9 protein-coding genes are annotated in these 24,395 nt (G+C 55.9%); 7 read left to right on the plus strand and 2 right to left on the minus strand.

What is annotated here, in order from left to right:
• Positions 1 to 26 precede the first annotated feature (26 nt).
• A complete protein-coding gene (locus Fuma_RS13650; RefSeq protein ID WP_077024623.1) occupies positions 27 to 13,229 on the plus strand; it encodes a putative Ig domain-containing protein in 13,203 nt (4,400 codons plus the stop codon).
• Positions 13,230 to 13,389: 160 nt separating this feature from the next.
• A complete protein-coding gene (locus tag Fuma_RS13655) occupies positions 13,390 to 14,694 on the plus strand; it encodes an IS256 family transposase (RefSeq protein ID WP_077022463.1) in 1,305 nt (434 codons plus the stop codon).
• Positions 14,695 to 15,219: 525 nt separating this feature from the next.
• Here Fuma_RS13655 and Fuma_RS13660 read toward each other — a convergent pair.
• On the minus strand, positions 15,220 to 17,670 hold the full coding sequence (locus Fuma_RS13660; RefSeq protein WP_077024624.1) for a diguanylate cyclase: 2,451 nt from the start codon (positions 17,668 to 17,670) through the stop codon (positions 15,220 to 15,222).
• Between the two features lie 817 nt (positions 17,671 to 18,487).
• Here Fuma_RS13660 and Fuma_RS13670 point away from each other — a divergent pair.
• Positions 18,488 to 19,975, plus strand: a complete 1,488-nt coding sequence (locus tag Fuma_RS13670; protein ID WP_077024626.1) for an SDR family oxidoreductase — start codon at positions 18,488 to 18,490, stop codon at positions 19,973 to 19,975.
• A 187-nt stretch (positions 19,976 to 20,162) separates the two neighbouring features.
• Here the strand turns inward: Fuma_RS13670 and Fuma_RS13675 are convergent, their stop codons facing one another.
• Positions 20,163 to 20,930 carry an AAA family ATPase gene (locus Fuma_RS13675; RefSeq protein ID WP_077024627.1) on the minus strand — a complete coding sequence of 256 codons (768 nt, stop codon included), beginning with the start codon at positions 20,928 to 20,930 and terminating at the stop codon, positions 20,163 to 20,165.
• Positions 20,931 to 21,158: 228 nt separating this feature from the next.
• On the opposite strand from Fuma_RS13675, the gene purM reads away from it, so the two are divergent.
• From purM to rsmG, 4 genes are all read left to right on the plus strand, one after another.
• Entirely contained in the window at positions 21,159 to 22,217 is a 1,059-nt protein-coding gene (gene purM / locus Fuma_RS13680; protein WP_077024628.1) for a phosphoribosylformylglycinamidine cyclo-ligase, read from the plus strand.
• Between the two features lie 18 nt (positions 22,218 to 22,235).
• On the plus strand, positions 22,236 to 22,679 hold the full coding sequence (locus Fuma_RS13685; RefSeq protein ID WP_077024629.1) for a universal stress protein: 444 nt from the start codon (positions 22,236 to 22,238) through the stop codon (positions 22,677 to 22,679).
• A 120-nt stretch (positions 22,680 to 22,799) separates the two neighbouring features.
• A complete protein-coding gene (locus tag Fuma_RS13690; protein ID WP_077024630.1) occupies positions 22,800 to 23,717 on the plus strand; it encodes a sugar phosphate isomerase/epimerase family protein in 918 nt (305 codons plus the stop codon).
• Positions 23,718 to 23,725: 8 nt separating this feature from the next.
• On the plus strand, positions 23,726 to 24,394 hold the full coding sequence (rsmG, locus tag Fuma_RS13695) for a 16S rRNA (guanine(527)-N(7))-methyltransferase RsmG (RefSeq protein WP_158520975.1): 669 nt from the start codon (positions 23,726 to 23,728) through the stop codon (positions 24,392 to 24,394).
• Position 24,395 lies beyond the last annotated feature (1 nt).

Genomic DNA, 24,395 nt, shown 5'->3' on the forward strand with positions numbered 1-24,395 from the left:
CCCTACCTGGCGCCTACAGCTTCCGATTGCAGGATCTAAGCACAGCCACACCCATTTCGTTCGGCACAGCCTTTGGCGGTGACCTTACACCCGCAAACGAAACGGACCTATATGAATTCGACGTGGTTGCAGGTGACACATTCTACTTCGATGTCGAAGCCGCCAGCGATATCAACAATTCGCTGTACCGAGTCATCGATCCTTTCGGCCGTACGGTATTCACGGCGAACGATCTGCGAAACTACGGCCCAACCACACTATCCCTTGATGGCACCTACACGCTGTTGGTCGAAGGCTGGCGAGGTAATACTGATGCCGACACTTACAGCATTAACGTCCACAAATTCGCCGACACGGCCGCAATACCACTGACCCTCGGTGAGATGGTGACCGGATCATTTGTCACTCCGGGTGAAGTGATTGTCTACGAATTTGACGCGACTGACTACACACAGGTTCATTTCGATTCGTTGACCTATAGTTCCAGCTTCACCTGGAATCTTGCCAATTCGCTGGGAACGGTCGTCACGCCTCGCGGGTTTCACGCGAGTGACTCATTGTTCGTCAACAACGCAGTTCTAGACCTTCCACCGGACACCTATCGACTGACAGTGGATGCCAGTACAAACGTGACTGGCGACTTCGCGTTTCGTTTGCTGGATCTATCCAGTGCCACCCCGATCGGCTTTGACACCGTTATTGCAGACCAATTCGACTACCTCGGTGGCGGAGACGCTGTGTGGACGACCGGTGTTCCTCTGACCGGCAGTGCTATCAACGGATCGATCGATCTTTCCAAGCCCACCGATTCGCTCAATCTTCCTGCCGAAGTGCTTGACGGCGTTTCCGATTTCACTGTCGAGTTCTGGTACAAGACCACAAAGACTGGCCTGCAAGGTCTGGTCAGCGCTGCGAATGGCTCGGATGCCAACGAACTGTTGATTGAATTAATCTCCGATACTGAGTTCGCCGTTTCGGGTGCCGCTTCCTGGGACATCGCCTCAGTTGCTGATGGCCAGTGGCATCACTACGCAGTCACTCAGGAAATCGGCGCTGGAACCACCTTCTACCTGGACGGTGTGAGTCAAGGGACACAGGCAGGCACGCGCGGAACGCTTACAGTCGACCCACGCGGCTTGATTGTCGGCCAGGAACAGGACGCTGTTGGTTTCAACCTGGATTTGACGCAAACGGCGGACGGTCAATTGGACGAGCTGCGAATTTGGGAAACCGTTCGCACTGATACAGACATCAGTGACAACAAAGACCAGGTTGTTGCGCCAGGTTCGTCCGGACTTCGAGCCTACTATCGGTTCGACGAAACCAGTGGCGACATCGCAGCAGATCAGACAGCGAACGACTTCGCCGCGCAGTACACGCGTCTGACTCAGTCGAATTCGACGAAAATGTATCAGTTCACCGCTCAACCCGGCGATATCGCACTGTTTGAATCGTTTGGGTCTGACGTCAAGTTCTCGCACAACCCCTATTGGCGACTTGTGGACGAGTATGGAAAGCAGATTTTCAATAGTAACTTCAATACGGCGACCGCTCCCTACACACTTGACGGCGGCACGTACACGCTGTTGGTTGAAGGAGATACGCGAGATGTCGAATTCGACGGCGGCTATTCGTTTCAGGTCACCTCACTAGGGAATGAGAACACCCCGCTCCCTCCCGTTGCGCTTACGCTTGGTGACGTGGTCGAAAGCAGCATAGATAAGCCTTACGACACTGACCGCTATTCTTTTAATCTCGCACTCAATTCGCTGGTCTACTTTGATTCGCTTACTAACGACTCAACACTGACATGGTCGCTGGAAACCTCGTCAGGCCGATCCATCGTCAGCAATCGTCGGTTCGATCAGTCCGATTCCAGCGGTAACTCATCACCGGTCTTAAGCCTCAGAGCGGGTGAATATAGGCTGAGCATCACGTCCAACGCCGTGGAGCCGTACAGTTTCCGTCTGCAGGAATTGACCAACGCGACTCCGATCACGACCGGAGTTTCATTCACGGGTGAATACACCACGCCGAATGAAACGGATATCTACCGATTTGAAGGCAGCGAAGGCGAACAAATCTACCTGGATGTCATTTCAGACACACCCGCCAGTATCGCCTACATGCGCATTGTTAACAGGTTCGGAACCATCGTCAGCACTCAGACACAGATGTTCGATCAGGACGTGATCACCTTGCCGGTCGACGGGACCTACTATTTGTTGTTGGAATCCCGCGTCAACAATACGGTGAACAACACTTACGAAGTCAATGTAATTTCGGCGACAACGACTCAAGCGGCGCTGACCCTGGGCGCAACGACGTCCGGGAGCATCCCGGGAATTGGTGATACAACTGAGTACAACTTCACATTGTCAGGTCAGGCGAATCTGTACTTTGATTCGCTCACAGATTCAGCCACCACAACGTGGACATTGACTGGTCCGCGCGGAGCCGTCGTCACAAATCGGGCGTTTAGCAGCAGTGATTCCTTCAATCAGGAAGTCCCGGTGCTGCAGTCACTTCCCGCCGGGGACTATACGCTGAAGGTTGACGGCACTGGAGAAGCAGTTGGTAACTTCTCGTTCCGTCTGCTGGAGCTTGCAGCACACGCAACTCCGATTGCTCTAGGCACGCCGGTCAGTGGCGAGCTGACAATTCCCAACGAAACGGATGTCTATACATTTGATGCAGTCGCTGGCCAGCAAATCCTGGTCGACTTCCTTGCCGCCAGCGACACAGACAATTCGCTCTATCGCGTTTTTGACCAGCTCAACAATGAGGTCTTTGAAGTCCGCGACCTGATTGATGGCGATATGCCAGTACTTCCGATAACCGGCACATATACGTTGCTGATCGAAGGCGGGCGAGGAAACACGGATCAGGACACCTATCAGTTCAATCTGGTCAACACCTCTACGCGGACCACTGCGATCGCGATAGGCGACGCTGTCACTGATTCGATTGCCACACCTGGCGAAAAAATTGCTTACACATTCACGGTCAGCAGCGACAGCTTCCTGTATCTGGACTCACTGACAGACAATTCGCAATTGAACTGGTCTCTGACAGGACCGACCGGTGAGATTGTCACCGCAAGACGATTCGATCGCACCGACTCCTTCGACTTTGCAACTCCCGTGTTTGAAACTCGCGCCGGCGATTACACCCTCACGGTCGATGGCCTGCTGGATACCACAGAGGGCTTTGAATTCCGTCTGGTTGACGTCGCCAATGGTGTTCCGTTCACTCTTCCCGCGACTGTCGGCGATTCCGTCAGCCTGACGGGAACACTTAATCCGGGGGACGTCACAGACGTCTATCGCTTCGTGGCTAACGCAGGTGACAATGTCACGTTTGATTCGATACCAGTCCCCAACACCAATCCCAATTACCCGACCAACACCAACGCCTTTTATCGAGTTGTCGATCCGTTCGGTCGCACTGTGACTACGCGCGTGCTGACCTCCGACCAACCCGATGTCGACCTGCCAATCGACGGCACATACACACTGCTGATTGAAGGCCGCCGCCTCGGTGCCGTCCCCAACCCCTACGAACTGAACGTCATCTTCAACGGCAATACTGCCCCGCCGGCCATCGCGGGCACTGCAATTAATCTGAGCGATGAGCAGTCCGGAAATTTGAGCACAACAGGGCAAGTAGATTCGTATCAGTTTACGCTGACGGAACGCTCTCTCGTTCACATGGACACGCTCACCAACAGCAGCGCGTTCCGCTGGTCTCTGCGGGGTCCACGTGGCGAAGAGGTCACCAACAGGTCATTCACCTCCACAGATTCGCTTGATTCCAGTACCTCCAGCATGGAACTGGTTGCCGGTACCTATCAGCTGGACATCTTTGCCAGCAGCGGTACTCCGGGAGCGTACGGATTCACGCTACATGACTTTGCGGATGCCACACGCGTCACTGCTGGTACTGCATTCCCAGGCACTCCTAACAACACCTTCGAACGTGAAACGGATCTTTACCAATTCGATGCGTTGGCTGGCGAACGATATCTGATTGATGTCGTGTCTACCAACGACGTCAACAATGGCGAGTTCAAGCTCATCGACGAACATGGAAAGGTGATCGCAACTTCCAATCGAGTTCGCGATCTGGATCAGATTACCATCCCGCACGATGGAACGTATACGCTGTTGCTTGAAGGCTATCGAGCGAACACGACTGCGGATGCTTATGAACTGAACATTCTCCCGGTGGTCACCACGAATCAGATCCTCGCGCCGGGTGCGTCCAACACAGACAGCATCAGTGCAGGTAGCGAAATCCGATACTCGTTTGATGTCACCACGCCGTCGCTGCTTCTGTTCACTCCGCAAACAGACACAAATCAGCTGCACTGGACCCTGTCCAGCGATGTCGGCACCTTTGTCGATTCGCGAGACTTCGATGATGGCATTCTACCAGTCGACATCTTACCGGGAACTTATGTGCTGCATGTCGACGGAGTGAATGACTACACAGGCCCCGCCAACTTCACGACCGTCATTGCTGATGCAGCAAACGTCCTGATCAATGGCGAGATCGTCAATACTCAGCTGGCAACATCCAATGCTGCGGCAGTCTACCAGTTTAACGCTGTCGCCGGTCAGCATTTTGCTTTGCTGCCGGATTACAATCTGCAGTTCGCAGATGCAGCGACGTCGGCAATCACCGCCGAAAACTACATCGCGTTCGCAGAACCGGAAGATGGCTGGTCGGGCATCGACGTAGTGCGTCGAGCGGACGTGTTCCGTGATGGAGCGGCTATCAACTACATCGTCGTGACCGACGAGGACCGGGACATTCAAGACGACAACCTGTCGTTTGAGTTCCTGTTCGGCGAACTTTCTGCCGACAGCGCGCTGCTGAATATGGTGGTCCAAAGTCAGTTCCGTGATGAGAACGGTGATCGCGTCATCGGCGTGGATAGCAAAGGCAACGCCTACCTGGCTGACGGATCCGGTGGGTTTACCGTGACCAACGGCGGTTTCGCGTTGAATCCACAGATCTCCGTCGAGCAGGACTACATGAACCTGGCGTGGGCGCTGGACGGTGCGGCATGGGACCTGGGACTTCTGCGAGCCGGAGGACTGTCGGCTGAGTCGTTTACTAAAGCGTTTGTCGACGTGAAAGTCTCTGAGATTCTGGAGCAAACATCGCTTCGATTGCGGGCCTCCGATCCGAACGCAGAACTGACGCTGATTGATCCGGTCACAGGCGTGTACAGCGATGTCGTCGGTGGCCAGACCTACGACTTCGATATCGAAATCGGCAACGACGGCAACCCGAGATCCTTCGACCTGCTGTTCACGCAGGGACAAACGGTTGGCTCAATCCCCGTCTACATCGTGGCACCGTACGGCTACAACGCGATGGCGGTGGATGCCGATGGCGACACGTTGACCTGGTCGATCACAGAAGGGCCGGACGGTTTGGTCGTTGATCCGGCCACTGGAGTTCTCGCCTGGCCCGCTGACAGCGTTGTTTACGGTGTGCATCCGGTGACTCTGCGAGTCGAAGACGGTCGCGGTGGGTTTGATGAACAAACATTCGAACTGGACGTCAACGGTGGTGAAGCGGCGAGCATAAGTGGGGTGAAGTTCCACGATGAGAATGAAGACGGACTGTACCAGACGCTGGTCGACGTGATTGTACCGGGCGATGCTGACCCATACCTCGCCGGAATGCCGGATGGATCGACAGCCAGCGGTGGCGATGTTGCACCCGACCAAAGCCCAATTTTCGTCGAAGGCCTGGAACTCATTCCCGGTACTGTGCTGACCTTCGCTGCGGCAGGGCAGGTATCGTTCTCCGGTGCTCCAAACGTGAACGAAACGCCGGACGGCAAACTGAGTGGGTATGGGAGTCACGCCGCCGGTGCGGAGAACGGGATCTCCAACATTACCACCAACTGGAATTCGCTGGTCGGAATCTTTCTCTCGGATGATCAGCCAGACAGCAACCCGGCTCCAGCGGCGCTCGATTTCATCAATGCGACCGGTGTGCCGGGCGGCATCAACTACGCGTCGCTCGCTCCGGAATTGCAGCAGGTGTTCTTCATTGGCGACGGAGTTACAGACGACGGAACGATTCAGGCAATCACCGTCCCCGAAGGAGCGACCCGACTGTTTCTGGGAACGCAAGATGGCACTGGTTGGTACAACAATGCGGGTGAGTTCTTTGTGACAATCAGCGGTCCGCAGGAACCAACCATCCCGGACTGGACCATCTACCTCGACCAGAACCGCAACGGCATCCTTGACGATGGCGAACGCTCAACAACCACTGATGCCAACGGCAACTACACGTTCGATAACCTGGAGCCGGGTAGCTATGTCGTGGCCGAAGAGCTTCAGCCTGGCTGGGAGCAAACTGCTCCCAACACCGGCACCTTCGAAATCACGGTCGCACCAGGCGAAGCCGCCACCGGCCTGAGCTTCGGCAATAAGCAGGTTCCGCTTGTTAACTCTGATCCACTGATCACCAGCACGCCGCTGAAGACGATTGTGGCTCGCGAAGATTATCGCTATCAACCGACAGTCACGGAACTCGACGGCGACGATCTGGCCTTTGATCTGCCGTTGGCTCCCACCGGCATGGCCGTCAATCCGGACAACGGGACGATCTCGTGGACTCCGCGGCTTGATCAAATCGGACCTCAGAACGTGCTGCTGCGAGTTCGCGACGGAAATGGCGGTTTTGATCTGCAGTACTTCACTATCGACGTGCAGAAACCGAATACCGCGCCGGTGATCACGTCAACTCCACCAGCCGGGCCTTCAGGAGTCGGCCTGCCGTTTACGTACAACGCCGACGCGGTTGATGCAGACGGCGATACGCTGACCTGGTCTTTGACGACAGCTCCCGAAGGAGCCACTATCAATTCAGCAACCGGAGTCATCAACTGGACACCGGCTTCTGATCAGCAGGGAACGCAGTCGTTTGAAGTGGCCGTCGATGACGGTCGAGGTCTCACTGCAACTCAGGCGTTCGACATGAACGTGCAGGTTGATCCGCCGAATGCCGCTCCAGCTATCACTTCGCAGCCTCCGCTGGAAGCTCACCTGGGCAACACGTATCTGTATCGAGTGATCGCTACGGATGACAATGGTGACCCGCTGACGATTTCTCTGGCGACAGCTCCGGCCGGAATGACGATCGACGCGGATGGACTTGTCGAATGGACGCCAACTCCGCTGCAGATCGGCGACAACGCCGTCAGCATCAGCGTGGCCGATGGTCGCGGTGGCGTGGTGACTCAGGACTTTGATATCAACGTGGCCACTCAGCCGGTCAATCAGGCACCGCAGATTACATCACCGCCGAAGACCAGCGCGGTGGCCGGCCAGACCTACACCTTCCAGCCAACCGCCGTTGATGCCAACAACGACACGCTGGTTTGGGAACTGGTGACCGGTCCGAACGGAATGTCGATCAATCCGTCAACAGGCGAATTAACTTGGAGCCCGACTGCCGACGACATCGGCAGCGAGCAGGTTGTGATTCGAGTCTTCGACACGTCAGCCGCGTACTCAGAATTGGGCTACACGCTGAACGTGCGAGCCGTCAATACGCCGCCTGTCATCGGTTCGACTCCGCTGACATCAGCCGCTGTCGGAGCAACCTACTTTTACGGCGTGGCGGCCACGGATGCGGACGGCGATCTGCTGACGTATTCACTGTCGTCCGCTCCAACCGGCATGGCCATCGATCCAGCCACCGGCGTGATCGTGTGGACTCCGGTTGCCGGTCAGGAAGGCACGAATGCAGTCGTCGTGAGTGTTACGGACGGCAACGGTGGAAACGTCAGCCAATCGTTTGACGTCGTCACGGCAGCAGGCGTCAGCAACCTGGCACCGACAATCACGTCAACGCCCGGCTTCTTCGCCAGCGTCGGCGAATTGTACAGCTACGATGCGGACGCCACCGATCCGGAAAGTGCAGCTCTGACCTACGAACTGCTGCAGTCACCGACCGGCATGACGATTGACGCCAACAGTGGACTGATCGAATGGACTCCGGCCGCTGGTGACCTCGGCACATCCATCGTGCGCATCGTGGCTCGCGATCCGGCCGGTGCGGGCAGCATCCAGGAATTCAGCCTGACCGTACTGCCTGCCAACAACGCACCAGTGATTAATTCTACGCCGCCCGCCACCGTGCCGTCCGGCGGAGTCTATCGTTACGACGTATTGGCCACCGATGCCGATGGTGAGTTCCTCACTTACGAGCTCACTACGGCACCCGCAGGCATGCTGATCGACGGCGTGGGCCGTATCTTCTGGGTACCAACAGACGGTCAGGTCGGCTCAAATTCTGTCGAAGTCCTCGTCCGTGACCCACGAGGTGGCGTGGCAACTCAGGCGTTCGATATCACAGTCGAAGTTGATTCCGTCGAACCGCAAGTGGCCGTGCTGCTGAGTACCAACCCGGTCAACATCGGCGATTCGGTCGACATCCGAGTTTCCGCTATCGACAACGTCGGCGTGGAATCACTCTCGCTGACGCTTGACGGTGTTCCCGTCGCCCTGGATTCCACCGGCGTCGCCCGAGTGCCCATGAACAGCCTCGGCAGTATCACCGCCGTCGCCATCGCGACCGACGCCGCTGGTAACAGCGCAAGCGACACGATCACGATCTTCGTCGCCGACCCGAACGACGTGGAAGGCCCTGTCCTAAACATCACATCACCATCCGACGGAGGCATCATCACAGCGGTCACTGACGTCATCGGCACAGTAACAGACGACACGCTTGTTGAATATCGCCTGTATGTTGCTCCATTCGGCACGAATGACTTCCAGCAGATCGGCAGCGGCAACGCGAATATTACAAACGATGTTCTCGGTAAGATCGACCCAACACTGCTGGCCAACGGCAGCTACATCCTGCGACTTGAAGCCTTCGATGCGGGTGGTCGTTCGAATGTGATTCTGCAAACCATTGAAGTCGCAAGTGAGAACAAGCTGGGCAACTTCCGAGTCGGTTTCACCGATCTGGTCGTTCCCGTGAATGGCATCGACGTTGTATTGTCTCGTACCTACGACAGCCTTAATTCGACACAAAATGGTGACTTTGGCTTCGGCTGGAACATGGATTTCCGCGACGTCCAACTGCAGGTCAGCGTGGAAGAAGCTTCCGATTTCGACAAACAGTTTGGCTTCTATACGCCGTACCGCGACGGCACGCGTGTGTACATTACGCTGCCAGGCGGTGAACGTCAGGGCTTTACATTCACGCCGATTGCGAAGGGCGTACTCAGCCTTGTCTACTTCAATCCACGATTTACACCAGACGAAGGCGTCACCAGCACACTGACCGTTTCCAACGCCAATCTGTCGAACAGCTTTGGCGAATACTACGCCTTTGCTGGCGGACAACCGTACAACCCGGCCGCGTTTGAATTCGGTGGCCACTTCACGTTAACCACGAAGGAAGGCCTCGTATATCGCATCAACGCCGACACGGGTCAGGTAACTCGCATCAGCGATCCGAACGGCAACCGCCTCGACTTCAGTGATGCCGGAGTGACCAGCAACAGCGGCATCGCAGTTACATTTGAACGTGACGCGGCCGGTCGAATCACGGCAGCTGTCGACCCGGACGGCGATCGTATCCAGTACGCCTACAACACGGCCGGCGATCTGGTTTCAGTGACCGACCGAAACGGCAACGTATCAACCTACAAGTACGAATCAGCACAGCCACACTATCTCACTGAAGTCGTTGATCCACTCGGCAACACCGGCATCCGCGGCGAATACGATGACGACGGTCGCTTGACCTCACTCACCGACGCCGATGGCAACAGTGTCACCGTCGCAACCAACCTAAATGATAATTCGCAACTCTTGGTCGATTCACTCGGCAATGAGTCTTTTCTTACGTTTGATGCCCGCGGCAACACAATCTTCGAACGCGACGCAAATGGCAATGAGACTCAGCGAACGTACGATTCGAATAACAACGTGCTTTCGGAAACTGACGCACTGGGACACACGACATCGTGGACATACGACAGTTTCGGAAATGTGATCACTGAGACGAGGCCGGGCGGTCAGCTAACCCGCTTCACTTACGTAAATCCTGCTCGAGGATTGATCGCAACCGTTACTGCCCCGTCGGGACACACCGAGACCAACACTTATGACACTGCCGGGAATCTGTTATCGGTGTCCGGGGAAGGTATCGACCGCACAAGTTATACCTATGACCAGCGTGGCAACATCGCGTCAGTAATCGAAAACGAGCTTGTCGTCCAGTCGTACTTGTACGACGCCAGCGGGAACCTGATTCAAGAAACCGACGCTGAAGGAAACGTTTCTGAATTCACATTCGATTCAGATGGCAATCAACTGACATCAACGCAGATTTTGCAGACAGATTCAGGAGTTGAAAGACTCACTACTCAATACGAATATGACAATGAAGGACGTCTGGTCCGCATCACCGATGCGTTGGGTGCACTCACGCAATATGAGTTCGATGCAGCAGGACGCCGCATTGCAGAAATCGACGCACTCGGTCGTAGAACACAGTTTATCTATGATCCGAGAGGATTACTTACAGCGACGATTTTTCCAGACTCCACTACCGATCTCAGTGACAATCCTCGGGAATTTACGGAATACGACGCCAATGGACGGAAGATTGCGGATGTGGACCGCAACGGGCGTCGCACGAGCTATGTCCTTGATTCTGTAGGAAATTTGCTCGTGACTGTGTTTCCAGACGCGACGCCAGGTGATAACACAGATAACCCACGTGTACGCCATGAATACGACGAGTTGAACCGACCTGTTGCGCTCGTCAATGAACGAGGACACCGGACAACATATCAATACGACGCCGTCGGCAATCTCATTTCGGTGACAGACGCATTATCGAATGTGTCACTTAATCGGTTTGGTCCTGACGGCCAGCAAATCGCAACTGTCGATGCACTGGGCAATGAAACAAAGTACGAGTATGACGATCTTGGTCGCGTGATTCGAACCACTCTAACTGACAGCACGTTCGCATCAGTCGAGTACGATGCACGAGGTCAAAGGATTGCCGAGATTGACGAGCTAGGCAAGCGAATTGAATATGCTTACAACGCCGCGCGCGAACTCATAGCTGTCATTGATCCCACTGGAGCGGAGACGTCTTACGTTTACGACTCACTTGGCAACGTTGTTCGACAGACTGACGCGAATGGTCATGAAACCAAGTACGAATACGATGTTTTAAGCCGTTTGGTCAGCACACAGCGGCCGTTAGGGCAAATTGCAACCAGAACGTTCGACGCGGTTGGAAACGTTGTGTCGGAAACAGATTTCGATGGAGAGACAGTCCGATTTGTCTATGACGCCCTTGATCGGCCGATTCTCAAAGAGCTGCCAGACGGAACCAATATCGCTTATTCTTATGATGCTGTTGGGAACTTACTTACCGTTCAGGATTCACGAGGTGTGACGGCCTTTAGCTACGATTCGCAGGATCGTTTAGTATCGCAGACGAATCCCGATGGGACGTTTTTACGATACAGCTACGACGCTTCGGGCAACCGCACAAGTTTGGAAACTCCGTCTGGTGAGGTACAGTACGACTACGATGCGTTGAACAGGTTGACGTCGGTCATCGACGTCGACGGAGACCAAACGTCGTACACGTACGACTCGTTGGGACGCCTTACGCTGACGCAGCATGCAAATGGCACCAGCGAAGTTCGTGTTTACGATGCAGTTGGGAACCTTCTATCGCTCGATAATCTCTCGCCGTCGGGCACGATTATTGAGTATGACTACACTTACAACGCTAAGAGCTTCCTGACATCGGCCATCGACAACTACGGCAGAGAAGTGGCCTACCAATACAGCGCGAACGACCGGCTGATCTCCGAAATTGTAATAGATCCGGTCAATGGCAACAGGACGACAACATACACGTACGATTCGGTGGGAAATCGGCTGTCGCGGCAAGATTCAATCGATGGGAATACGTCATACGTTTACGATTCAAATGACCGGTTGATCTCAGAGTCTGAGAACGGAGTAACTACAACACGTTCGTACGACGCTGCGGGGAATTTGCTTACGGTCTCGGTGAACGGCACACTGACAGCAAGCTACCAATGGGATGCAGAGGGACGCCTGATTGCCGCCGACACCGATGGTGACGGCGCAATTGACGTTGAGTACCAATACGACGACTTTGGAAATCTCGTCACCCGCACGGTAGCAGGTGACGTACAGAAGCTATTGGTTGACAACAATTTGCCATACGCGCAGCTCGTTGAAGAATACACAACTGGCGGTGTAGTCGAAGCTCACTACGTCTTTGGGGTTCAGCGGATTTCTCAAACCTCCATTTCAGGAGAGATCACCTACCACTTTGATCGCTTGGGAAGCACAACGGCATTGAGTGATAGCGCTGGTGTGGTCACGGACACGTACGTATACGACGCATTCGGTCGCAGGATGGCAACTACAGGGAATACAGCGAACTCGTTCCTCTTCACGGGGGAATTCCGCGATCCGATCACTGGACTGGACTATCTGCGAGCTCGACATTTGAATACAGAAACCGGAAGGTTCGTTTCAACCGACCCATTCAGCGGCGTCTTTCGTGAACCGCGAACGTTGCATCGCTACATTTACGCGAACAATAGCCCCCTGAATTTCACTGACCCTAGCGGCGAAATAGGCCTTATTGGACTCCTTAAGGCCACATCGTTCATAACGATTCCGTTTGCCATTGGCTTCGGGGTGAACGTAACGTCTCAAGCCATTACGAAAGGTAAGATCGATTGGTGGGAGGCAGCAAGGGCTGGGACGATTACTGCCGCAGCGGCTAATGGCGTTCCATTGCCGATTATTGCGGCCGTAAGTGCTGCCAATGAGTTGGAGTTAATCCACTGGGGCCGCGATGTAATTGGGAATGACGTCGCGACTCAAATTCTGGTTCAAGGACTCACCCTTGGATATGCATCGGGGGTCGGTGCTGCTGGAAGTCAGTTGTCGGCACAGAGTGGCGGCTTGATTTCCACCAACGCCCTCGCATTGGCCGGTGCCATCGACCAACTAATTGGAGTTGCCACGAACCAGCAGGGCAACTTTAAGGACTTGCTGCAAGAACTCTCCCAAAACAACGAACTCTTGCAAACTGTTGTCTGGAAGAAGCATACAAAGGACGGGGGTACTTTTCATCAGGGTGAAATTGCTCAGCTCTTTTAAAGTGCGAGCGTCCGGTCTTGTAAAGTTTTGAAGGTTGACCATCGGTTTGGCATTTGACGAGTTATTGTCGAAAGTTGTGTTCTTGAGTGAATGAGAAAGGTGGCGCATCCTGTTGGAACTTCTCCTCTCCAACGGCCCGAAGTGGGCAAAGGAATACGCTATGAGCAAGACTAAAACAGACCGAACCAAAGTGCCAGTGGGTCAAGCGCTCGATCCCGAAGTGATTTCCTTTCGGGCTCAGTTCGACGAGCGAAGTCCGCTCGACGAGATTGTCCGTGAGGGAGCCAGGCGGATGCTACAAACCGCAGTCGATGCCGAGGTGGATGCGTTCGTCGCCATGCATGCGGATCGGACTGACGAGCACGGCCGGCGACTGGTCGTCAAGAACGGAAGCCTTCCGGAGCGGGACATCCTCACCGGTGCCGGAGCGATTCCGGTCACTCAGGGGCGTGTCCGCGACAACGATCCTGATCGCGAAAAACGGGTGGCTTTCTCGCCAAGCGTGCTTCCGAGCTATCTGCGAAAAACGAAGGCCATTGAAGAACTCATCCCCTGGCTTTACCTCAAAGGAATTTCCACGGGTGACTTCAACGAGGCGTTGCAGTCGCTCGTCGGCGAGCGGGCCGCCGGGCTGAGTCCCAACGTGGTTTGCCGGCTCAAGGATCAGTGGTGCAGCGAATACGATGACTGGAGCAAGCGGGATCTATCGAACAAGCAGTACGTTTACATCTGGGCCGACGGCATTCACGCGAAGGTCCGACTGGAGGATGACGCCAATAAAAAGCAGTGTTTGCTGGTGCTGATGGGGGCTACGCCGGAAGGCCAGAAAGAATTGATCGCGGTGCTGGACGGTTACCGCGAGAGCGAGCAGAGCTGGTGCGAGTTACTGGTCGACTTGAAGCAACGTGGCCTGCAATTGTCACCGAAGGTTGCCGTTGGCGATGGTGCGCTTGGCTTCTGGGCCGCGATCCGCAAAGTATTCCCCGAGACTCGTGAACAACGCTGTTGGGTTCACAAGACGGCCAATGTTCTCAACAAGATGCCTAAGAGCGTTCAACCCAAAGCGAAAGGCGACCTGCACGAAATCTGGCAGGCAGAAACGAAGGACGATGCGAACAAAGCGTTCGATAAATTCATTGAAAAGTACGGTGCGAAGTATGCAGCGGCTTGCGATTGCCTGAAGAAGGACCGCGACGAGCTGCTGACGTTCTACGATTTCCCGGCCGAACACTGGAGCCACTTGCGGACAACCAACCCGATCGAATCCACCTTCGCGACGATCCGCCTTCGTCACCGCAAGACCAAAGGCAGCGGAACAAGACGGGCGAGCTTAGCGATGATGTTCAAGCTGGCTCAGTCAGCATCGAAGAAATGGAGACGACTCAACTGCCACGAAAAGATCACACTCGTCATCGAAGGACGTTCCTTCAAAGACGGAATCATGCAGGATGATATCGCCGCCTAAATCAAAAACCCAAAACACAACATTTGACAATTGCTCTCCCGTTGGTCACTTACGATTCACGACAGGCGACGTAGCCGTCATCGCTCCGCGTGACGAGCCGCGCGGGGATTGCATTTGGCCAATCACAACATGCCGTCCGGACGGTTGAGCGGCGTTGAAGCAGACGCTCCGAACCGTACACGTCGTTCCCGCTGGCTACTACGGCGCGCTGCACTGGCGTGGTGATGTTAGTCGAGCAGATGGGAGTGGTCGGTTCTGTTGAGCGGGGCGTACTCGACTCGGAGAGTCGAGCCACATAGAGTTTCCCCTTGCTGTGGAATGATTGTGGGTCGACTCTCCGAGTCGAGAAGGTACTACGGCGCGCTGCACTGGCTTGGTGATGCATATAGGGCAAAAATGCGAGTGGTCGGTTTTGTTGAGCGGGACGTACTCGACTCGGAGAGTCGAGCCACAATGTTGGCGCATACTAAATCAACCTCCCAGCGCCCAACGGAAGCAGCGACGGCGATTCAGCCTTCGCCCTGTTCACTCGCCCACCACGCCAATCGGCGGCGGGGCCGTCCCCGCTCCAGCGGCGAGGAGGGTGGATTGGGTGGAGCGGCACATGTCGAGGAGTTCGCCGGCGATCTGCATCAGCTCAATATGATCGTGATCTTCTTCCATTGTCTGGCGGAGCGTGACCGCGAGTTTTGCGATCGACATCAGGCCGTGAGTTGTTGCGGTGATTTGCAGCGTTTCGATGATGTCGGCCAGATGAATCATGTCCTGGTCGTCGAGTGCTGAAATCAACTGTTCCAGCAGCAGGCCGATGCTGAGTGCCGATTCGCGAGTGACGGTCAATTCGTTTTCGGCGTGCACGTGATGTCGCAGTTTCAGGGCACCGATGAACCGTTCGACCAGCTCCGGATCGAACTGACTTCCCGCACACTTGCGCAGTTCGGCGAAGGCTTCGGATCGAGTCAGCTGGCCTCGGTAAGACAGTTCCGATACCATCGTGTCGTAGGCATTTGCGATGGACAGAATACGAGCGGCGATGGACGGTTTGTGGTCCGGGCCAGCACCGCGATCGGCGTTGGTCATGTCGTAATGCACGACGTGCTGCTCCACAATTTCGGTCAGCACAGACGCTCCAAACGAGCCGCGAACCATGTCGACGCCCATGCGATTGTACCGGTGGACCATGTCGAGTTCCTCCGGTGAGAGCTTGCCCGTCTTTCGCAGAATGGAATCGGGGATGCCGATTTTGCCAATGTCGTGCAGCAGCGCGGCGATTTCCAGAACGTAACATTCGCGCAAAGACAGCAGTCCTTCGCCGGTGGCCACGCACAGGTCGGCAACTCGGCGGCTGTGAATCGCCGTGGCCTGGTCACGATGAGACAGTGCGGAGGTCAGCGCGGCAACGGCATGAAACGGAATGGCAGAAGCGGCTCGGTTTGCTCCTTCGTCGTCACGCGGCGGAGTTGCTTCGTCGGTTTCCTTTGCCATGTTGTGTTTGGCAACGTCCCACCGAGCGACTCGGTTTCGTCCGTTGCGTTTGGCGGCGTACAGGCTGCGGTCGGCCTGATCCAGAAGGTCCTGCGGCGATTCGGGAGACTCAGACGTGGCCGACACGCCAAGGCTGGCGGTGATGACAAAATTCGAAACGCGTTCAAATTTCAACGCCATGATCGCCCGTCGAATTTCTTCCGCTCTCAATTCTGCCTGATCAATCGTGGCGTCGGGCAGCAGCACAGTGAATTCTTCGCCGCCGTACCGGCACACTAGTTCGCCTTCGGCCACAGTCTTCATTATGACTGCCGAAACCAGTCGCAGCACTTCGTCGCCGAACCCGTGTCCGTGGCTATCGTTAATGGCTTTGAAATGGTCGATGTCCACCATGATCGCCGCGAGTGCCGTGCCGTGCGTCTGCATTCCCTTCCACAGCGTTTCGTAGTCGCGGAAGAAGCTGCGCCGGTTCAGGCAGCCGGTGAGTGTGTCGCGAGTCGCCAGCCATTCCAGTTCGCGGTTTTGCCTTCGAATTTCTTCCGACGAAGTTCGCAAAGACGTCAGTGCTGTGCGAAGTTCCTGTTGCTTGTTTTGAAGTTGAGTCACGTCTTCAAAACTGGCCACGACACCTCGGCTTTGATTCTGTCCGTCCAGTACCGGCACAGTGCTGACGGAGTAGGTCCGCTGTTTCTCACCAGTACCGCGTGTTAGCAGAACTCCGTTCACCGGACGCGCGGTATGGGCCGTGGTTAGCCATGGCAGGTCGACCGTAGGATCGTCGCCGACAACTTTGAAGCCAAAGCGTTCTGGTCGAGTGCCAATTAATTCGGCGGCGTCAACACCGGCGGCAGCTGCGAACGAATCGTTGGCAAGGACGATCGACTGACAGCGGTCCAGTACCAGCAAACCTTCGGCCAACGCGTTGAGCGCGTCGCGGACTCGAGTCGGCACGACTTTGCTCGGATTGATGTGCCGCATCACGCGGTTTAGATAAAGGGAAAATGCGACGGTGCCCACGGTTCCCACAATCAGGGTCAGCAGCAGGTCGGGGCGGAGCACGAAACCGAAAACCCGGATCTCCGAACCAGGCGTCCAGGCAATTTCCATCCGACCCCAGTTGCGTGAGTTGGAGGAAATTGGAACGGCCGTTTCGACGTCTGAGTCAACGGTATTAGTCGAAGAGGTCCAGATTTCGTCGTGCGGACCGGATTGCAGAATCAAGCTACCGTCTGCCTCGCGGATGCCGATGGAACGCACGTCACCATTGCGTTCGCGGATTTGGTCGAGTGTAGTCTGCAATTCTTCCGAATCCATTCGCGACGCCAGAGCCATAAAACTGACGGCGGTGGATTCGCCAAAGCTGCGGCGGGACTGATGTTGAAGCGGCGCAGGATTAGGGATCACGCCCATCAGCCCGGCAATAAGCAGAATGCTTACGGTCAGGCTCACGAGTCCGAGGACGATACGATTGATTGACGATAGTTGAGGCATCGTCGGGGTTTAGATCCGAAAAGTGCGGTTTGAAGGGTTCTTCGTGAGAAGCGTAGCTCGACAGCCGACCCCTGCGGCGTTGACTTTCGGAAACATCGGGTGTTTGCCAATGCTCCTGATCCGCAGCCGTCCGGTTTTACGGACTTTGCCGCTCAGGGCCGGTACGCACCGGCGAGCGGTTGGCGTGGTGGATGGGTGAAGCAGGGTGAGGGCTGAAGCGCCGGCGTTGGTCGCGGGGGGAGCGCAGGCACGGGGACGAACGCGAAATCACGTCAAATGCAAGCGGAATTCTCGATTGTGGGGCTGTTGATCTCAGACCAGATGCAGGCATTTCCGATTCTGCGCTCGCGAAAATTTTCGACGGGATCTCGGCGGCGGATGGTCGAATGTAACTGCGGATAGCAAAACAAGCCCCGTTTCTGCAGTCAGATCACTGGCCAACCGTTGGTGACAGCAAAGGCTGTCGGTCTGCGCGTTCTGCGCGAACGACGTAATCGGCGGTGAATCGCGGAGTTGAGCCGTCGGAAAACTGGCGGGTTCGTTGTCTGGTCGCATTTTTGTCTTTGTTTTTGGCCCTCTTCGTGGTTGAATACACGGCTTCGCAGCGGTTGCCAGAGGCGAGATTCAACGTTGGGGAACGGCGAATTTTGGCATTTCCACTGGTCTGGGCGGTTCGTGAAGCAATCATTCGCGACTGGCCACGCCGCATAAGAGTGTTGGGTCACTCATCTGTTCGTAGGTTCGCAATCTGTCGATACGACTCGGCCACGCTGGACCTCAACTTTCTGAATTCACTGAGACATCACCAGGGACAAAGATGTACACACTGTTGACCGGAGCTACCGGGCTGGTTGGGCGCTACCTTGTGCGAGACCTACTACTTAACGGCCACAATCTGGCTGTGGTCGTCCGAACGTCAAAGAAGTTCGGTGCGCGGGAGCGTATGGAGCAGATTCTGCGGCATTGGGAAGAAGAACTCGGCCGCTCGCTGCCTCGTCCAGTAGTCCTCACGGGCGACATTTCCGCCGAAGGTTTCGCGCTAAGTGACGAAGACCGCGACTGGGTTGCGAACAACGTGGACACCATCATCCACAGCGCCGCGATTCTTGAATTCTATGGCGAAGACCGCAACGGCGAACCGTGGCGCACCAACCTCGGCGGTACCCGCAACATGATCAACCTGTGTCGTGAATTGAAGATTCACGACATTCACTACGTCTCCACTGCCTACGTCGCGGGAACTCAAACAACCACCGCGATGGAAGACGCTTTGGACGTCGGCCAGGGCTTCCGCAACGACTATGAAGAAAGCAAGTTTCTGGCGGAGAAGGAAGTTCGCGCGATTGACTTTGCGGATCACGTGACCGTCTACCGTCCGGCCGTCATTTCGGGCGACTCCATCACCGGCTACACCAACACGTATCACGGAATTTATCTGTACCTGCGTCTGATGGCACTGATGATTCCTGCTCAACCAGTGGCCGAAGACGGCACTCGACACACGCCGATTCGTCTGAGTATGACGGGCGAAGAAACTCGCAACATCATTCCGGTCGAATGGATTTCTGCGGTCACCGTGCGTCTGTTTGAAACTCAGGAAGCTCGCGGCGGCACGTACCACATGGCTCCGGACAATCCGATGACGTCCGGCGACATGATTCGTTGGAGTGGCGAGTACTTCAATTCCACGGGCGTTGAATTCTGTGGTCACGATTTCGTACCGGAAGAAACCGACCGCGACGAAAACGAAGATCAGTGGATGTTCGAACGACTCGCGAAAGAAAACATGGGCACGTATGAGCCCTACGAACGCACCGACAACGTGTTCGACATGACCAACCTGAAGAAGTTTGCGGGCGACATTGTTTGTCCGGAAATCGATCGCACGGTGATCCATCGGTATCTGGATTACGGCGAACAGGACAAGTGGGGCAAGCGACGGCCAAAGCCGCTGACCAACGAAAGCTGGGCCGACGAAGTTCTGGGCGAAACCAATGGTGCGTCCCTTCCGGCCGGCGACCATTCGACAGTCGGCGTGGACGTTTTGGGGCCTGGTGGCGGCCAGTTTTCTGTGAGCTATTCGTCAGACGGCATCGTGGGCGTCACAAGGGGCCTGCCCAATGACAACGTGCCACTGCTGCGATTGACGCTGGAAGATCTGGCGAAAATCCGTGAGCAACCGGAAGACGTCGCCGAGCAGTTTGTCAGCATGCTGGATCAGGTGCCTGCCGATTCCGCAGATTCCGTGGCTGCCGAATTGCTGGAAGTTCTGTCGAAGGACGGCCAACTGACGTCAGCGGGCTAACGGTCTGCTACAGAAACAGAACCGCAGGACGGGACCATGCGTCCCGCCCTGCGGTAATCTGAATCTGTTTCTGGACACGCGTTACGCGAACCTTATGCCGCTGCCGTGCGGCTTGGCCTTCGCGACCAGCCAGCACCGCCAGCGATTCCGTTCTTCATGCCGCCCATTCATCGGCTGCGGCAATCGTCTACCAGGCAGTCTCGGTCGACATAAGCGTTTCTTCGGTGAGAACTTCAACGACGTCGGCAGTAATACGCAGGTCCGGCGTTGTGGACACGGCAACCTTCAGCATTTCGCACAGCCGGGCAAGTCGAGCGGGCGAACCCTGTCCAAAGTCTGCGATGGAATCCAGCGCCTCGGAGGTAATGCGAGTCGACGGGATTTGCTTTGACTGCAGCAGGCCGCTCGCAAACTGTTTGGATTCAGCATCGCTTAGCGGGTTCAATTCCACTCGCAGCGCCGACTGAGTGGTGCAAGTCATGGCGGGTGCTGGCTCGGCTGCTGCAACCACGCTGACCGCTCCTTCCGTTTGACCGTTCAGAGCCGACAGGAACTGGATTAGCGGACTCAAGTCTTCAGCCGCACGGTGCAGGTCATCCAAAATGACGACCGTTTCGTGCTGGCATAGGGCTCGGCCCGCAATCTCGTCACGGATCGCGGCCAGCATTTCGGTACGCGACTGTTCGCCCCGCAATGCGATGGAAAGTCCACCGCAAAGGTGCCACAAAAACGAAGCGTCGTCCAGCGCAGCGACGTTGATCAGCACGGCAGAATGTCCGAAGCGGCTGCATTCTGACTGCACCTGTCGCAGCAAAGTGGTCTTGCCGGTGCCTCGATCGCCGACCAGCAGCACAAACGGTTCGCCCTGTTCGGCGACATACAACAGGCGGCTAAGTGCTTCGGTGTGGGCGGGGCTTTCGAAATTCCATGTCGCTCCCGGTGTCTGGCCGAACATTCCTGTCTCCGATATCGTTGGTGGGCAAGTCGAGTCGATACAATCGGACTTATCGGCAGAGTAGGCAGATTTCGAACAGGGAATCGATCCGATTGTCCGCCGGAACCAAGATCGAAAATAACCGTTGGCGGGACAGGGGCGTCGTTCGCTTCAGGAATCGGCAGAATCTGCGACAATGAATCGCCCGAAACCGCTATATAAATTCCAGTCCATTGCCTTGAATCATCCATGACTGAACTGAACTATCAATCTGCCGGCGTTGACCTGGAACTTTACGAAAAGGCCATGCAGAAACTGCCAGGCCTCATGCAGCGAACGCGGACTCCCGGCGTAATGGATCTGCCAGGCGGGTTCGCTGGACTGTTCCGACTTTCGGCAGAAAGAAAATGGACCGACCCCGTGCTGGTTTCAGGCACGGACGGCGTCGGTACGAAGATCAAACTCGCAATCATGATGCAGCAGTTTGACACCATCGGCATCGACCTGGTGGCAATGTGTGTCAACGACTGCCTGTGCCTGGGAGCGACGCCGCTGTTGTTTCTGGATTACATTGCGATGGGCAAGGACAACCCCATCCTGCTGGAGCAACTGGTCACCGGAGTCAGCGACGGTTGCGTACGAGCGGGCGCCGCGTTGCTGGGTGGCGAAACAGCCATCATGCCGGATCTGTACGCTGACGGCGATTTCGATATGGCTGGCTTCTGCGTGGGGGCTGCTGATCGAGCGGAACTTGTGAACGGCAAAGAACGCATCGTGGCGGGCGACGTGCTGATCGGCATTCCTTCGTCCGGTTTTCACAGCAACGGATACAGTCTTATCCGCAAGGCCGTGTTCGAACACGCGGGCCTTTCCGTCGAAGACAAGATTGCAGAACTGGACTGCACGGTCGGCGAAGCGTTGCTGCGGCCAACTCGCATTTACGCAGAAACTCTAACAGCGCTGCAGACGTCTGTCGGCAACCAGGCGATGCATGGGATCGCTCATATTACCGGCGGCGGCCTGTGCGAGAACTTCGAACGCATCATGCCGTCTGGTTTGACGGCGAAGTTTCAGCGTTCGGCTTTGAAAGTGCCCGCGCTGTTTTCGTGGCTGCAGGGGCTGGGCAACATTGTGGACGCCGAAATGTGGCGAGTGTTCAACATGGGCATCGGCATGGTTATCGCCGTACCGCCGGAACACGTCGATGCCGCCGTCAGTGCATGTTCAACGGACGCCTATCCGGCAACGGTGATTGGCAGCGTCGAAGAAACCGATTCAGGCGACGCCGGAAGTGCGTCGCTGGTTTAAATAAAGCGGGAGCTCATCATGAGTTGGGAAACGACAAAGCCGGTCATCGTACCAATCGATTTTTCAGGCATGTCTGTGGACGCCATCAAAACGGCGCTGCGGCTGGCGGCTGATCCGAAGTCGGTGCACGTACTGCACGTCGTTCCGGTTCTGGACCAGATTGGTGCGGGCATGGTCGGCTGGGCGTTGCCAACCGATGAAGAACGCAATTCGTCGGTGCAGGAGCACTTCCGTGAATTTCTGGCAGAGCACGGCTTCACGCACCTTCGTGAGATCATTTTACAAGGCCAGCCCGGTGAGGAAATTGCTGAATATGCGGCAAAGGTTGAGGCTGGAGTGATTGTGATTCCGTCTCACGGCTATCATGGGGTCAAGCGGCTGCTGCTGGGGTCTGTGGCCGAAAAAGTGGTGCGGCTCGCCACGTGTCCCGTGTTCATTTTGCGTCGCGACGACGCTGAATAAAGTTACTTGCACGATCCGCTTTTCTCACGCTGTCGTCCACGGTACATTGGAAGATCAATCTCGGTCAGCACGATCCCGCGGACTCACCTGCCTTCGAATCCTCCCACTGGAAAATCTCTGATGTCAGACCACAACTTTTCGCGTCGCCGATTCATTCAGTATTCGTCTGCCGCTGCCGCACTTGCTGGCGGAATGCTGCCTGCCAACGCCATGAGTCTGCCGGAACCTGGCGGCTTGAAAGGTCGTCTGTATAAGACGTTGAAGATCGGCATGGTCAAGATCGACGGAAGCCTGACCGACAAGTTCAACGCCGTGAAGGAAGCCGGATTCCACGGCATCGAAATGAACGCTCCAGGAATGGACGTTGAGGAAACCAACAAGGCGATTCAGGAAACCGGACTGCCCGTTGACGGCACGGTGAACTCGACACATTGGCAGGTTCGACACACTGACCCCGACCCGGCCGTGCGAGCCAAAGCGTTGGAATCGCTGAAGAACGCGATCCGGATGACTCACGCGGTTGGCGGCAACACGGCGCTTTTGGTGGTGGGCAAAGGCGTGGACGGTCCGGCCGAAGAAATTTGGAAACGGTCTATCGACAATATTTCTCAGGCTCTGCCGCTCGCTTCAGAACTGGGTGTGTATATCGCCATCGAAAACGTTTGGAACCAGTTCCTGTACGACCATGAAGGCGACCACAATCAGACTGCTGATCAGTACGTGAAGTTCGTTGACGAACTGAATTCGCCATGGGTTGGTATGCAGTTCGATATCGGCAACCACTGGAAATACGGCAGCATGGGCGACTGGATTCGTCAGCTGGGCCGACGCATTGTGAAACTCGACCTGAAAGGTTTCTCGCGAGCCGAAGACAAGTTCAAGAACATCACCGAAGGGGATCTCGACTGGGCCGATGTTCGAAAAGCACTGTTGGAAATCAACTACACCGGTTGGGCCGCAGCTGAAGTCGGTGGCGGTGATTTGGCGCGGCTGAAGCAGATCTCTGCCAACATGGACAACGCGTTCGGATTGGTGTGAACAGTATCGTGCCCGATTCATCAACGACTGCCGCTATCGAACTTCTTAACAAGTCTTTGCACCGCCACAAGGTGGGGCTCGCCGACGAACATGCGGCGAAGCTGGCCGAATACTGCGACCTGTTGTGGGAATGGAACGCTCAGCTGAACCTGACTCGGCACACAGATTTCGAACAATTCGTAACTCGCGACTTGATCGATTCGTTGCGACTGGCCAGTCACATTCCTGAAGAGCAATCCGTGCTGGACGTTGGAGCGGGCGGCGGCGTGCCGGGCGTTGTGCTGGCGATTACGCGTCCGGACCTGAATGTTTCGATGGCCGAATCGGTCGGCAAGAAGGCGAAGGCTCTGAAAGACATCTGTCGCAAGTTGAGGCTGTCCGTCCCTGTCCATGCGGCGCGAGCTGAAGACGTGCTGAAGAAGCATCATTACGACGTGCTGACGCTTCGAGCCGTAGCGCCGCTTAGAAAGATTCTGTTCTGGTTTCAGCGGCACACGACGGCGTTCGGTTCGATCCTCGCGATCAAAGGGCCTCGCTGGGTGGCAGAACGCGACGAGGCTGACAAGGAAGGACTGTTGGCAGGAGTCGACCTGGACGTCATCGACGAATATCCAACGCCCGGCCACGACAACAATAGCGTGATCCTGAGTATCCGTTACCAGCGGCCGGTTGCGTAAC

Origin of the sequence: Fuerstiella marisgermanici, from assembly GCF_001983935.1 — a bacterium.
In the GTDB taxonomy this organism is placed as follows: Bacteria; Planctomycetota; Planctomycetia; order Planctomycetales; family Planctomycetaceae; genus Fuerstiella; species Fuerstiella marisgermanici.

What these genes read in the sequence shown, in the direction of transcription:
- Fuma_RS13670 (WP_077024626.1), top strand. Translation starts at nt 18,488, where the DNA reads ATGTACACACTGTTGACCGGAGCTACCGGGCTGGTTGGGCGCTACCTT.
- Fuma_RS13660 (WP_077024624.1), bottom strand. Translation starts at nt 17,670, where the DNA reads ATGCCTCAACTATCGTCAATCAATCGTATCGTCCTCGGACTCGTGAGC.
- purM (WP_077024628.1), top strand. Translation starts at nt 21,159, where the DNA reads ATGACTGAACTGAACTATCAATCTGCCGGCGTTGACCTGGAACTTTAC.
- Fuma_RS13655 (WP_077022463.1), top strand. Translation starts at nt 13,390, where the DNA reads ATGAGCAAGACTAAAACAGACCGAACCAAAGTGCCAGTGGGTCAAGCG.
- Fuma_RS13690 (WP_077024630.1), top strand. Translation starts at nt 22,800, where the DNA reads ATGTCAGACCACAACTTTTCGCGTCGCCGATTCATTCAGTATTCGTCT.
- Fuma_RS13685 (WP_077024629.1), top strand. Translation starts at nt 22,236, where the DNA reads ATGAGTTGGGAAACGACAAAGCCGGTCATCGTACCAATCGATTTTTCA.
- Fuma_RS13675 (WP_077024627.1), bottom strand. Translation starts at nt 20,930, where the DNA reads ATGTTCGGCCAGACACCGGGAGCGACATGGAATTTCGAAAGCCCCGCC.